Source organism: Phycisphaerae bacterium (assembly GCA_012729815.1).
Taxonomy (GTDB): domain Bacteria; phylum Planctomycetota; class Phycisphaerae; order JAAYCJ01; family JAAYCJ01; genus JAAYCJ01.
This window is the reverse complement of the sequence record JAAYCJ010000089.1, coordinates 1-13,160: the sequence shown is the minus strand read 5'-3', so window position 1 is coordinate 13,160 and position 13,160 is coordinate 1. Positions and strand designations below refer to the sequence as shown.

Below are 13,160 nucleotides of genomic sequence, written 5' to 3'. Positions count from 1 at the left end.
ACGCCGCGGCGGATCAGCCTCAGTACGCCCCTTCCGCTCGGCAGACCGCCACGCACGTCTTGGCCATCAGGATGATGTCCAGCCACAGGGACCAGTTCAGCACGTACCACGACTCGAGCTTGACCCGCTGATCGAACGACAGGTTGTTCCGCCCGCTCGACTGCCAGAGCCCGCAGATGCCCGGCTTGGCCATGAAGATGATCTCCGAGACGTCCTCGAAGTCCTTGATCTCGCTGACCATGTACGGCCGCGGGCCGACCATGCTCATCTCGCCCTTGAACACGCTGTAAATCTGCGGCAGCTCGTCCAGCGACCATTTGCGCAGAAACCCGCCGATCGGCGTCAGTCGCGGATCGTGGCGCTTGAGCTTTCGGAACTCCTTCCACTCCGCCGCCGCCGCCGGGTCCTTTTCCAGGTGCTCAGCCAGCCGCCGGTCGCCGTCGGTGTACATCGTCCGAAATTTATAAATCCGGATGACCTTCCCGTTCTTGCCGGGACGGTACTGCATGAAGAATGCCCCGCCCGCAGACGTCATCCGCACCGCGATGGTCGTCGCCAGATAAATCGGCGAAAGCACCGCCAGCGCGATCCCGGAGACGATCAGGTCGAACGTTCGCTTGACCACGCGGGCGGAAAGCGACTTGAGATTGTTGCGGATGTTCAGCAAAAAGAGCTGCTCCATGAACAGCGACCGCAACTCCGTGTTCAGCAGCGCCACCCCCTTGAGGTCCGGCACGATCAGCACGTTCCGCACGCTCCGCTGCACCTCGCTGGCGATCTGGGCGATCCGGGACGACGCCGCGGTCGGAATCGCCACGATGATCGTCGAGACGTTCACCATCGAGACGAACTTGCGGAAATGCCGGATCGGCCCGAAAACCTTGTAGTCGCCGTAGTCGGTCCGGATCAACTGGCCCGCCTTCTCCGGATCGTCATCGAGAAATCCCACCACCTGATAGCCCAGGTTGTTCTCACGCTCAAGCCCCCGAAGCGTCTCGAGCCCCGCGTCCCCAGCCCCCAGAATCAGCACCCGCTCGTTCCACAGCCCGATCCGATGCAGCAGCTTCTTGCCGTAAAACCGAATCGCCGGGAACGTGACCATCGAAAACAACCACGTGATGGTCAGCAGCAGCCGCGATACCGTCGAACTCATCTTGCCCAGGCTGATCACCGCCAGAATAATCAAAAACGCCAGCAGCGCCGCCTTCAGCAGCAGCCTCGCCTCTTCCCAATACGGAACCCGCTTGGCGTAAAGCCCTTCGTACTGAATGGCCGCGATGAAGGCCACGGCAAGCCACCAGAAGTCCAGGTGGTGCCAGTAGATCCACGTGTTCGCCTCGGGTTGCCCCATGACGATCCGGACCAGAAACTCCGCCCGAACCAGAATCGCCAGCAGCAGTGCCAGGTAAAAGGCCGTCAGGTCGATCAAAATGAGCGCAAAATATTGAAGAAACTTAAGAAACATCCGTCACCAGTTTCGTTATCGCTCGGCCTCAGGAACGGCTTGGACGCCATCAGCCCGATTATAGTCCACCCCCAAACGGCGTCAACAGCGCCGCGCGGCCACGGCATTTGAAAATTTGAAAACGCACGCCGCCGCCGATACGATACCAGTCGGCGGCAAAACGTACAGAAATTGTGCAACAGTTGCACCCGTATGCGAAGAATTTTCCTGCTCATACTGGTCATCCTGCTGGCCGGCTCATTTGTGGCCTGGCGGCTCAAGCCCGCTGATCGCCTCGATGGCCGGACCCGCCTGGTCTGGGTGACCGACGGGAGTCCCGCCCGCTGCGATCAGGTGGCGATCTTTAACCGTTTGCATCCCGGGGTCTCACTGACCACCGATCCGGGCAACCTCTACATGGAGAAAATCATCGTCCAGTCACTGGCCGGCGTCGGCCCCGACGTGTTTGATGTGGCCGGACGGTACGTGCTGTACGGGTTTGTCGAAGCGGACATTGCCCTGGACTTAACGGATATCGCCGCGGAAGAAGGGTTTGGGCCGGAGGCGACCTGGGTGAGTGTGGTCGATGCGATGCGGATCAACGGCCGGCAGTACAGCTTTCCCGCAGCGGTCAACGCCGACGTTATCTTTTATAACAAGGCCATTTTCGACCGCTACGGCGTGCCGTATCCGCCGAAAGAGTGGACGTGGGAAGAGTTTGTGGACACCGGCCGCCGCCTGACCCGCCGGTCGTCCGACGGCCGCGGCTACGAGTGCCTCGGCGTGATGGGCATCCACTGGTACGAGCTCGTACTCCAAGCCGGTGGAACAATGTACAGCCGCGATGGTACGCTGTGCAGCCTCGACTCGCCGGAGGCCCTGGAGGCGATCCGTTTTTACTACGATTTGAGTCACACGCACCACATTCTGCCAACCCCGGATGACGAGGCGATGATCAGCGGGGCCGGGGGCGAACGGGCCAACTTCCTGAGCCTCTTCGGCACCGAGCGGCTGGCCATGGTGCGGGCTGGGCGATGGGCGATGGCGGCGTTTCGAGACTATCCGGAGCTGCGCGGCAAGATCGGCGTGGTTCACCTCCCGCATCGCCGGCGGAAAGTCAGCGTCATCTGGGCTCGAACCTGCGCGATTAACCGGTACAGCCGCCATCGCGACGAAGCCGTTAAGTTGCTGCGATTCCTGGCCTCCGAGCCGTACAGTCTGGCTGTTTTGGAGTCGGGCGATTCGCTGCCTCCGCGCCCCGAGTTCGCCGAGCGGCCCGAGTTCCTGGTCGACCCGCAGCGTCCGGAAGAGGGTTTCAACGCCGTCTTCGCCGAAGCGGTTGCCCGCGGACAGGTACCGGAAGTCTCCCCGCTGGTCAATCCGCTTTCGGCCCTCGAACCGGTGCATGAGCAGATCGACCTGATGCACAGCGGCGTCAAGACGCCCGAGGAGGCGTTCGTCGCGGCTGCGGCCCAGGTAAATCGTATGATCTACGCGAATCTGCGGGATTACGAGGTGTATCGGCGGCGCTATCAGCAGATCACCGGGCGCGAGTTTGATCCCGAAGATCCCCAGTGGCGGCCCTATCGCCGGGACGAGGGTCGATGAAGATGGCCACAGCCAAATCCGGTCGCCGCAGGATGTTGCGGGAGGACACAGCCGCCGCGGTTGCGTTTTTGGCTCCAAGCCTGTTCGGCTTTCTCGCCTTCGTGCTGATCCCGGTGCTCTTTTCGCTGGTCATGGCGTTTACGAACTGGGATCTGACCTATCGCGAGCCGTTCGCCTTCGTGGGGTTGGACAATTTCCGATCGTTGCTCTGGGGCGAAGAGTCCCTGCAGTTCTGGAAATACTTCCTGAATACGCTTTATCTGATGATGGGATTGCCGGTGAGCATCGCCGGGTCGCTGGCGTTGGCGCTGCTGATCCATCGGCCGATCCGGATCGGCTGGGGTCGCGCCGGCCGATTTTGGATGGGTCTGGTGTGTCTGGCGGTGGGGGCGGTCGTGGCCTGGCTTCTGGCTTGGATGGGCTTGGCGGACACAGCGTTCTGGGTGGCGGTGGTGGCTTTGGTGGCGGGCCTTGGGGCGTGGGCGGGGGCTGTGTTCTTCCGGACGATGTTTTATCTTCCGCACGTGACGGCTGGGGTGGCGATGTTCATCCTGTGGAAGAACCTCTACAACCCGGATTTCGGCTTGATTAACGGAATCCTGAGGAATTTTATCGGAATTTCTGTCCGGACTGCACGTTCATTGCCGGCGGTGGTGTCTTTGTCTATGGAAGGGCTGATTGCGGTCGCCATGCTCTGGGCGATAGTCCGGATCTGGCGGCGGGCGATCAGCGAAAGCGAAGGAATGTCAGTATGGGTGCTTTTGAGGTCCATCCTGCTCACGCTTGCCGCGGTCATGGCCGCAGGCCTGTTGGCGGCGGCGTTGTGGTTGCTGCCGGCTGCGGGGCGGGTGGAGTTGCCGGGATGGCTTTTGAGCGTGGAGAATTTGTGGGGGTTGAGTCCCGAGCGGATCGCGTTGGACCAGCGGTTTTTCGGGTTGGGCGCGCGGGATGCGTTGGTGTTCATGGGGATATGGATGGCGGTGGGGGGGACGAACATGCTGTTGTACCTGGCCGGTCTGGGCCAGGTGCCCGAGGAGTTGTACGACGCCGCCGCGGTCGACGGGGCGGGGCGGTGGCCGACTTTCCGGCACGTGACGTGGCCGGCCTTGGCCCCGACGACGTTTCTGGTGCTGGTGATTTCGCTGGCGGCTGGGTTTCAGGGCGGTTTCGAGCAGGCGCGGGTGATGACGGGGGGCGGACCGGCGGGCACGACGGTGACGCTGGGGTATTACATCTATCTGACCGGGTTTCAGGAGTTTCGGTTGGGGATGGCGTCGGCGATCTCGTGGCTGATGTTCGCGGTGGTTTTCGGGATGACTCTGCTGGCGTGGCGGCACGGCCGCTCGGTTCTGGACGAGCGGGCATAGAATCAATTGGTTCCGATGGCGATCGGGCCTGTTGCCGGCCGGTTGGCGAGAAAGTTTATCATGTAAACACAAAACTCAAAAAGTCTGTAAAAAGCCTTGACAGGGTTGCCGGTCAGCGTATCATGAGTGTAGCCGGGACATGTTTATGGCTCTTTGGTAACAGGTGGTCGGTTGGGAGCGTGTCCTTACAAGAGCTGCGTTATCGTTCATTTATTCCTGCATTATCTCCGCTCTCATTTTCTATCATTCCGGGACAGGGACCACTCAACGATCACCCGCCTGACGAGAGACCCCAGAGGGCCGAGTCCACGGCCGAACATCCAGGAATGGATGGTCGACGGTGTCAATCGGTTGGAAACCAGGCGTCTCGCACACAACGATGGTACTTGCCGAACGCCATGCGTGCGCCGGACGCTCGCAGTGCGCCAGCCATGAGACATAGTCGGTAACGCTGCGGAATTAATCGCATACGTCATTGTAGAAGGAGCTTTTCAATGAGAGCCAGACAGAAAGCATTCACGCTGATCGAGCTTCTGGTGGTGGTGGCGATCATCGCGCTGCTGGTGGCGATGCTGTTGCCGTCACTGGCCAAGGCGAGGGAACTGGCCCGGCGTTCCCAGTGCGGATCGAATCTCAAGCAGATTCACACCGCGTTGCACGAATACGCCGGGGACAACCGCGGGTTGTATTCGCGAATCCAGCCCGGCGATGACGATGGGTTCAGCATTGCCACCGAAAACTCGCTGACGGCCGCCGGAGGCAACCCGAGCGGCAATCTGCTTAACCAGCTAGACCTTGCGGTGGATCCGGTCTCGTCGTCGGCTGGCTTCTTTCTCGGGACGGACAGCCGGTCCTGGACGTCGAGCCTCTGGCTGCTGGTCAGGGGCCAGTTCGCCGAACCAGACTTGTTTGCCTGCCCGAGCGATCAGGGTGGAGGGCAGAGGGCGAACATGGTCGACGGCGACGAGGATGACCCTGACGCCGTGACGGGTCCGGAGTACTTCACCGCGTTTCCGTTCGGCGCCTATCGCACCGGGCCGGTGACGGGCCGGATTTCGTACTCGTACATCAACCCGTGGCGTGAGGCGAGCTTCCGGGGCGCCTGGTCGCCGGAGGCGGACATGCGGATGGTGATCGGCGGCGATCAGAACAACGGGTCGGACCCGACGGTCCGCAACGGAGCTGAGTTGCCGACCTACGAGCAGCTCAATGGCACGGTCAACTCGAGGAATCACGCCGGCGAAGGTCAGAACATCCAGTACGGCGACGGCCACGTCGAGTGGGAGATGAGCCCGTACGTGGGGGTCAACGGCGACAACGTCTACACGTCGCTGTGGGACGTAACGGGCACGGGCGTCAGCGGCGCCGGTCCCGATACCGCACCGCAGGATTTCGGCGGGGTGCGGAACGTGAACAACCGGGACGGGACGTACTACGATTGCGTGCTGCTTCCCTCGGACAACAATATCCTGACCGCGAGCGGCGCGGAGTGGACGGTCCAGGTGAATCTGCGGGGCGAGGATTAGGATTGCTGCGAGAGGCGCTTTTAACAAGCCGAAGTGGTTGATATGGAGGATACCATCGTGAAATCGAGACGAGGATTTACGTTGATCGAGCTTCTGGTCGTGGTGGCGATCATCGCGTTGTTGATCGCGCTGTTGCTGCCGGCGCTGGCGAGGGCGAGGGAGCTTGCCCGGCGCAGCGTGTGCGGGTCGAACCTCCGTCAGATTGGCCTGGCCACCGCTACCTACGGCGAGACATCGCAGACTGGTGGGAAGTTCCCGGCGATACCGGCGGACTTGACACAGGAATTCCAGGGTACGGATCACGACACCCCGGCCGATAGTGTCTGGCGGCTGATCGCCGATCCCTACAAGGCGAGCACTTATCCGAGCACTCGGTTTCCGATCATGTCGGCGTGCATGTGGCGGCTGAACTCTTTGGGCCTGACCACGCCGGCGATTTACCTGTGCCCCTCCTCCGGACGGACGCAGATCGGCAACGACGCGGGCGGTTCGCCAAAGAGCTTCAGCGACTTTGCGTGCGACTTCGACAGCGGTGCGGGCCCGATGATTTCCTATTCCTTCCATAATCCGTTCGCGAGCTGGGCGTCGAGCGGTATTGGGGGCTTGCGGTCCGGTTTTGTGATCGGAGGCGACGAGAACAACGGGCCGAACGTCGTGGTGGCTGGTAGTGCGGACCAGGCGACGGCACGGAGCCGAAACCACGGAGGCTCCAGTGCTGAGGGCATGAACCTCCTGAAGACCGACGCCAGTGTGGCCTGGAGCGGGAGCGCCCACGGCGGGATCGAAGGCGACAACGTGTACACGTCGCTGCGCAAGACTGACGGCACATCTTATGACAACCCGATGGCGGCACCCGGGCGGCTGGACGTTACTCCGGGCAAGGCGGAGGATACGGTGTTGTTGCCGGTGATGCAGGAGGTCTACTTGACCTGGGAAGACCTGACGCAGTAGCGTGACGGGTGAAATATCAGGAGACGATGCATACGATGCACACAGATATGGAGGAAGTCCGATGAGACGGAAAACAGGCTTTACGTTGATCGAGTTGCTGGTGGTGATCGCGATCATCGCGTTGCTGATCGCCATCCTGCTTCCGGCGCTGTCGAAGGCGAGAGAGGCGGCCAAGCGGTCCGCGTGCAAGAACAACCTCAGCCAGACGTTCAAGTCGATGATCCTGTACGCCAACGTCAATGGCGGGGTCTTTCCGACGGTGGTGTTCGATACGGCCGGAGAGCTGAAGATTCTGGGCGATGATGTAGCCCCAGGCGATACACAGGACGGGCATGAGAGCCCGTTTAATCTGGCAATTGACGAGAACACCGACGGCCGGAGCGTCTCGCAGAACCTCTGGCTGCTCTGCCGGCAGGACTACACGCAGCCGGGGTTGTTCGTCTGCCCGAGTTCATCGCAGGCCGGCGCGGGCGTGGTGGTGACCGATAAGGACAAGGTCAGTTCCGGCGCCGGGTGCTTCCTCGACTTCGTCTGGACGGGTTCGCCCGCGTGCATGTCGTACTCGTTCATTCAGCCGTGGACGCCGTTTGGCCGGGGGCGGACCAGCGGCGAGCAGTGGGCGGTGGACGCCGACCCACGGTTCGTGATCGGGGCCGATGCGAACAACAACGTCTACCCGTACGCCTCGACGGACGGCGGCTACCCGGACGCCGCCACCCTGCGAGACAGCGTGAACAGTACGAACCATACCAGGGAGATGCAGAACATTGTCTTTGGCGACGGGCACGTGGAAGGCAAGGACAACCCGTACGCCGGAGTCAGCAACGATAATATCTACACATCGAAGCTTGCTGGGGGCACAGGTGATGCCTACGGCGGTTATCTGGATGTCCGGCCTCTGAAACCGGGCAGTTCGAACGCTACGTTGGCTGATACGGTGCTGGTCCCGGTCGAAGACGGCAAGCTGTCCAGTTGGGCCATAGACCCGATTGCCGCCCAGCCGTAGCGCCGTGGCAACGGATATGTCATGCAGAACACACAGGAGGAAATAGCCGTGAGAAAAAGGAACGCTTTTACGCTGATCGAGTTGCTGGTGGTGGTGGCGATCATCGCAATGCTGGTGGGCATGCTGATGCCGGTGATGTCGCGAGCCCGAGAGTCCGCGCGGCGCAGCATGTGCGCGAGCAATCTGCGCCAGGTCGGGCAGACGTGCATCCAGTACGCCCAGTCGAACCGGGAGAAGTTTCCGCACGTCCAACGGCCGACTGCGATGATAGTCGGGACCAACATCACTCCGGAGACAGCTCGGTATAGGAATCTCGTGGATGAAAGTGCGGAAGATCCCTTTAGCCCACCCGCTGGGCAGACGTTTCTCAAGCCCATGTCGGCCAATCTCTGGCTGCTGTGCCGGATGGCGTACAATCCGATCGACCCGAAGCTGTTTCTGTGTCCGTCGGTGACAACCAAGGCGGGGCGCGAGGATCCGTTCGATGACGGGGGTCGCCGCGACCCGACGTTTTTTTCCGATTTCTACACGGATCCTCAAGTCGGTCCGATGATCACGTATTCGTTCCACAATCCGTGGGACCCGGGCAACCGGTGGAGCGACGTGGCCAAGCCGGGATTCGTGATCGGTGGCGATGAGAATAACGGCGACAGCCCTGAGGGTGCAGACAAGACCTTGGCCAACAGCACCAACCACGATGGCGAGGGCCAGAATGTTCTGCGGGTTGACGCCAGCGCGACGTTCGAAAAGGACCGGCACGTAGGGCTGAACAAGGATAACATCTATACCTCGTACTGGGTGGACAAGGGCAGTACCGGTACGGCTCCGTCAGGCACTCCGACGGCGTCCCAGGGGTCGCCGGAGACCTATCATGGAGTCCTGGCCGCCCGGCCGTCGGACGGGTATTTCGACACGGTTCTATTGCCGGTGCAGCATGATATCATGGAAACCTGGAACGCTACGCCGTAGCCAACGAGCAAGTCGACAACAGGAAAAAGAACAGGGCCCGGCGCTCATAGGGGCGCGGGCCCTTTTCCTTTTCTTTGGCGCCTTTTCGATGGCGTGCGGATCAGGCTTGCTTCATCGACGCGATCACGCTGTCGATGATGGATTGCAGGTCGTGGCGCGGGGCGTAGCCGATTTTGCGGCGGACCTTTTCGAGGCAGGGGACGCGTCGGAGCATGTCGTCGAACGGACGGCCGAACGCCTCCTGGTAGGTGATGAACTTCTTGGTCGATGACGAGCCGGCCATTTCGATGATCCGGTCGGCGAGGTCCTCGATGGAGATTTCCTGGTCGCTGCCGATGTTGTAGACCTGTCCGGCGGCGTCGGGGGTTTCCATGAGCTTGACCACCGCGTCGGTGACGTCGTCGACATGGCAGAAGCAGCGGGTCTGCTTGCCGTCGCCGTGGATTTCGATGGGCTCGTTGCGGAGGGCCCGCTCGACGAATCGCGGGACGACCATGCCGTACTGGCCGGTCTGTCGCGGTCCGACGGTGTTAAAGAACCGGCCGATGACCACGGGCAGGCGGAACTGGTAGTAGTAGGCGAGGCCGAGGAACTCATCGATGGCCTTGCTGCAGGCGTAGGCCCAGCGGCTGAAGCGGGTGGAGCCGAGGACGGTGTCGTCGTCCTCGCGGAAGGGGATGTTGTCGCTCTTGCCGTAGACCTCGCTGGTGCTGGCGATGAAGATGGGGCGGCGGAACTTGTTGGCGATGCCGAGGGCCATTTCCGAGCCGTGGATGTTGGTTTCGATGGTCCGGACGGGTTGCTCGACGATCAGGCGGACGCCGACGGCGGCGGCGAGGTGGTAGACCACGTCGGCCTTTTCGATCAGCAGGTGCATGATCTGCTCGTTGCGGACGGTGTCCATGACGAAGTCGAAGTCGGGCCGTTCGAGCAGGTGCTTGATGTTAACCATCGAGCCGGTGGACAGGTCGTCGATGGCGGTGACCTTGTAGCCGCGGTTCAGGAGTTTCTCGGCCAGATGGGATCCGATGAATCCGGCTCCGCCGGTGATCAGGGCATTCATGTGTCTCGCTCCTCTCGATCGCCCAAAGGCGGTCGACTATGTGTGATTTTCGATGACCTTGGTAATTCTCGCGGCCGCGTTGCCGTCCCAGAGTTTCGGTTTGCGGTCCGCGGGAGGCGGGCTATCGTTAAGCTGCCGCCACGCCGCAAGGATGGTTTGTTTGCCGGGAACGACGAGGCGATTGGTGCCGTCGGTGATGGTGGCGGGCCGCTCGGTGTTTTCGCGGAGGGTCAGGCAGGGCACGCCGAGGATGGTCGTCTCTTCCTGCATGCCGCCCGAGTCGGTGATGACGGCGGCGGCGTCGTTCATGAGCTTGAGGCATTCGAGGTAGCCGAAGGGTTCCTGGAGGCGGATGTCGGGATGGGCCTCGAGGCGGTCCTGGAGGCCGAAGGAGGCGACGTTTTTTCGCGTCCGCGGGTGGATGGCGAAGATCAGGGGCAGTTCGGTCGAGATCTGTCCGAGGGCATCGAGGAGGTCGCGGAGTTTGGCTGGGTCGTCCACGTTGGAGGGCCGGTGGAGGGTCAGGAAGACATACTGTCGTTTCTGGAGGTTGAGGCGGTCGAGGATGTCGGATTCGTCGGCGCGTTGCCGGTGGCGCATGAGGGTGTCGATCATCACGTTGCCGACCAGGTGGATTTTGGGCTCGGCGACGCCTTCGTGGCGTAGGTTTTCGACGCCGGAGGGCTCGCTGACGAAGAGGAGGTCGCTGATGGCGTCGGTCAGGACGCGGTTGATCTCTTCGGGCATGGTGCGGTCGAAGCTGCGGAGTCCGGCTTCGACGTGGATGACCTTGACGCCGAGCTTGGTGGCCACCAGGGCGCAGGCGATGGTGGAGTTAACGTCGCCGACGACCAGGACGTAGTCCGGCTTGTGCTCGATGACGACCGGTTCGAAGCGTTCCATGATGCGGGCGGTCTGGGCGGCGTGGGAGCCTGAGCCGACTTCGAGGTTGATGTCCGGTTCGGGGATTCCGAGCTGACGGAAGAACAGCTCGCTCATCTTTTCATCGTAGTGCTGGCCGGTGTGGAGGAGGATCGGCTCGATCCTGGGCGAGTCGTTGAAGGCCGCCATCAGGGGGGCGATCTTCATGAAGTTCGGCCGGGCGCCGCAGACATTGATGATTTTTATGGGCATCGCAATCCTCGCCTGGTACAGGGTCGCTACGGGCCGCGCGACGCGGTTGGGCGGGCGCGGCAAAGCCCTGAATTTATCCGTGCGAGTGCGGAAAGTAAAGCCTGCTTATCGGTCGGGAGTTGACGGCTGTGCGGCGTGGTGGGTATAAGGACGGTTCGGCTTAGCGGTCGAGGAAAGGACGTTTCATGGACCCGATTCCGCTTCTGGACCTGAAGGCTCAGTATCAGACACTCAAGGACGGGATGATTCCGGCGATTTGCGAGGTGCTGGAGTCGCAGATCTGCATCGGCGGGCCGAAGGTGGCTGAGTTGGAGAAGGCGGTGGCCGCCATGTGCGATTGCCGTTTCGCGGTCGGAGTCTCCAGCGGGACCGATGCCCTGTTGAGCAGCCTGATGAGCCTGGAGGTCGGACCGGGCGATGAGGTGATCACGACGCCGTTTACGTTCTTCGCGACGGCTGGCGGGGTCGCCCGTGTCGGGGCCAGGCCGGTGTTTGTGGACATCGAGCCGGAGACGTTCAATATCAACGTGACGAAGATCGAGGCGGCGGTTACGTCGGCGACCAGGGCGATCATCCCCGTGCACCTGTTCGGGCAGATGGTCGACATGGACCCGCTGATGGCGATTGGGGGGCGCTATAAACTGGCGGTGATTGAGGATGCCGCACAATCTATCATTGCTACTTATAGAGGGAAGAAGGCGGGCAGCATTGGCACGGTGGGGTGTCTGAGCTTCTTTCCGAGCAAGAATCTTGGCAGCGTTGGCGATGCGGGCATGGTGGTGACCAACGATGAGGCGTTGCATCAGCGGCTGACGATCATGCGGAATCACGGCATGGAGCCCAAGTACTTTCATCACTATGTGGGCGGGAATTTCCGGCTGGATGCGATCCAGGCGGCGGCGTTGCTGATCAAGCTGCCGCATCTGGAGGCGTGGTCGGAGGCCCGGCGGGTGAAGGCGGCGTATTACGACGAGCGGTTTGCCGGTACGGCGGTGACCACGACGCCGGTAAAGCCTGATCGGGTAAGCGTTTGTAACTACTATACGATTCGGGTGGCCAATCGCGACCAGGTGGTGGCTCACCTGCGGGAGCGGAAGATCGGCTGTGAGATCTACTATCCGGTACCGCTGCACCTTCAGCGGTGTTTCGAGTATCTGGGCCATAAGGAAGGTGACTTCCCGGAGTCCGAGCGGGCGGCGCGTGAGGTGATGTCGCTGCCGATCTACCCCGAGCTGACCTCGGCGATGCAGGACCGGGTGGTGGAGGCGGTCCTTGAGGCGGCTGCGGGCTGAACGCATCTGGGTGGTGTGAAGGGAGGGCGGATTCGGCGTCATGGGACCAAGTTGGGCTGATCGTCGCAAGGGGAAGGGCCGATAATCTTTCAGTAGGGGAGGGGTAAGCGCCTGTGGCGATGGGGGATACAATTGAGGTGGTCCGTACGGCAGGAGTAGCGGATGAAGATTACGGTGGTCGGCTGCGGTTATGTGGGCCTGGTGACCGGGGCGTGTCTGGCTGAGACGGGCAATCACGTGGTGTGCGTGGACAAGGATGGTGGGCGGGTTGAGATGCTTCGGCGGGGCAAGTTGCCGCTGTATGAGCTGGGGCTGGACGATCTGGTGGTCCACAACCTGGAGGCGGGGCGGCTGGAATTTGTGACCGACCTGGCGGCGGCGGTCCGGCGGAGCGAGTTGATCTTTATCGCGGTTGGGACGCCGCCGAATCCGGATGGTTCGGCGGACCTGTCGGCGGTGTGGGCGGTGGCTGATGGCATCGCTGAGGCGTTGGATCATGCCTGTATCGTGGTGGTCAAGAGCACGGTGCCGGTGGGGACGTCGGCGAAGGTGGCCGAGCGGATTGGGGCAAAGACCAGCCAGAGTTTCCAGATTGCCAATAATCCGGAATTTTTACGGGAAGGGCTGGCTATCGACGATTTCAACCGGCCGGACCGGGTGGTTGTGGGGGTCGATCGGCCGGAGACGGGCGAGGTGTTGCGCGAGTTGTACCTGCCCTTCCTGCGGACGAATAACCCCTTTATTGTCACGGATTTGCAGACCAGCGAGTTGATCAAGTACGTTTCGAACGCCATGCTGGC

The 13,160-nt window shown here is 61.8% G+C and carries 10 protein-coding genes and 1 pseudogene; 8 read left to right on the top strand and 3 right to left on the bottom strand.

From position 1 onward, the window contains the following. Window positions 1–19: 19 nt before the first annotated feature. Window positions 20–1,429: an undecaprenyl-phosphate galactose phosphotransferase WbaP gene (gene wbaP, locus GXY33_06755; GenBank protein ID NLX04825.1), complete on the bottom strand. Its 1,410-nt coding sequence runs from the start codon at window positions 1,427–1,429 to the stop codon at window positions 20–22. Between the two features lie 228 nt (window positions 1,430–1,657). Here wbaP and GXY33_06750 point away from each other — a divergent pair, with 228 nt between their 5' ends. From GXY33_06750 to GXY33_06725, 6 genes and pseudogenes are all read left to right on the top strand, one after another. Beyond that, a complete protein-coding gene (locus GXY33_06750; GenBank protein NLX04824.1) occupies window positions 1,658–3,052 on the top strand; it encodes a sugar ABC transporter substrate-binding protein in 1,395 nt (464 codons plus the stop codon). Beyond that, a complete protein-coding gene (locus tag GXY33_06745; protein NLX04823.1) occupies window positions 3,049–4,419 on the top strand; it encodes an ABC transporter permease subunit in 1,371 nt (456 codons plus the stop codon). Before GXY33_06750 ends, GXY33_06745 begins: the two co-directional genes overlap by 4 nt. 494 nt (window positions 4,420–4,913) lie before the next feature. Next, window positions 4,914–5,945, top strand: a complete 1,032-nt coding sequence (locus GXY33_06740; protein NLX04822.1) for a DUF1559 domain-containing protein — start codon at window positions 4,914–4,916, stop codon at window positions 5,943–5,945. A gap of 42 nt (window positions 5,946–5,987) precedes the next feature. Continuing rightward, window positions 5,988–6,896 (top strand): prepilin-type N-terminal cleavage/methylation domain-containing protein, encoded by a 909-nt coding sequence (locus GXY33_06735; GenBank protein ID NLX04821.1) that lies wholly within the window; start codon window positions 5,988–5,990, stop codon window positions 6,894–6,896. A gap of 61 nt (window positions 6,897–6,957) precedes the next feature. Continuing rightward, a pseudogene (locus GXY33_06730) lies at window positions 6,958–7,101 on the top strand (prepilin-type N-terminal cleavage/methylation domain-containing protein). Between the two features lie 822 nt (window positions 7,102–7,923). Then, window positions 7,924–8,871, top strand: coding sequence for a prepilin-type N-terminal cleavage/methylation domain-containing protein (locus GXY33_06725; protein ID NLX04820.1), 948 nt, complete (start codon window positions 7,924–7,926; stop codon window positions 8,869–8,871). 100 nt (window positions 8,872–8,971) lie between these two features. Here GXY33_06725 and GXY33_06720 read toward each other — a convergent pair whose 3' ends face one another. Next, the gene (locus GXY33_06720; protein ID NLX04819.1) at window positions 8,972–9,934 is read right to left on the bottom strand and encodes an NAD-dependent epimerase/dehydratase family protein; all 963 of its coding nucleotides are present in this window, start codon (window positions 9,932–9,934) and stop codon (window positions 8,972–8,974) included. Between the two features lie 36 nt (window positions 9,935–9,970). After that, window positions 9,971–11,068 carry a UDP-N-acetylglucosamine 2-epimerase (non-hydrolyzing) gene (wecB, locus tag GXY33_06715; GenBank protein ID NLX04818.1) on the bottom strand — a complete coding sequence of 366 codons (1,098 nt, stop codon included), beginning with the start codon at window positions 11,066–11,068 and terminating at the stop codon, window positions 9,971–9,973. Window positions 11,069–11,253: 185 nt separating this feature from the next. Between wecB and GXY33_06710 the strand changes: the two genes are divergently transcribed. Continuing rightward, a complete protein-coding gene (locus tag GXY33_06710) occupies window positions 11,254–12,360 on the top strand; it encodes a DegT/DnrJ/EryC1/StrS family aminotransferase (GenBank protein NLX04817.1) in 1,107 nt (368 codons plus the stop codon). A 162-nt stretch (window positions 12,361–12,522) separates the two neighbouring features. Continuing rightward, the coding region (locus GXY33_06705) for a UDP-glucose/GDP-mannose dehydrogenase family protein (GenBank protein ID NLX04816.1) at window positions 12,523–13,160 on the top strand (638 nt) is incomplete at its 3' end.

Bases quoted from the DNA above. Each gene is read 5' to 3' on its own strand.
- GXY33_06750 (NLX04824.1), top strand. From the start codon at position 1,658: ATGCGAAGAATTTTCCTGCTCATACTGGTCATCCTGCTGGCCGGCTCA.
- GXY33_06745 (NLX04823.1), top strand. From the start codon at position 3,049: ATGAAGATGGCCACAGCCAAATCCGGTCGCCGCAGGATGTTGCGGGAG.
- GXY33_06740 (NLX04822.1), top strand. From the start codon at position 4,914: ATGAGAGCCAGACAGAAAGCATTCACGCTGATCGAGCTTCTGGTGGTG.
- GXY33_06735 (NLX04821.1), top strand. From the start codon at position 5,988: ATGGAGGATACCATCGTGAAATCGAGACGAGGATTTACGTTGATCGAG.
- GXY33_06725 (NLX04820.1), top strand. From the start codon at position 7,924: ATGCAGAACACACAGGAGGAAATAGCCGTGAGAAAAAGGAACGCTTTT.
- GXY33_06720 (NLX04819.1), bottom strand. From the start codon at position 9,934: ATGAATGCCCTGATCACCGGCGGAGCCGGATTCATCGGATCCCATCTG.
- wecB (NLX04818.1), bottom strand. From the start codon at position 11,068: ATGCCCATAAAAATCATCAATGTCTGCGGCGCCCGGCCGAACTTCATG.
- GXY33_06710 (NLX04817.1), top strand. From the start codon at position 11,254: ATGGACCCGATTCCGCTTCTGGACCTGAAGGCTCAGTATCAGACACTC.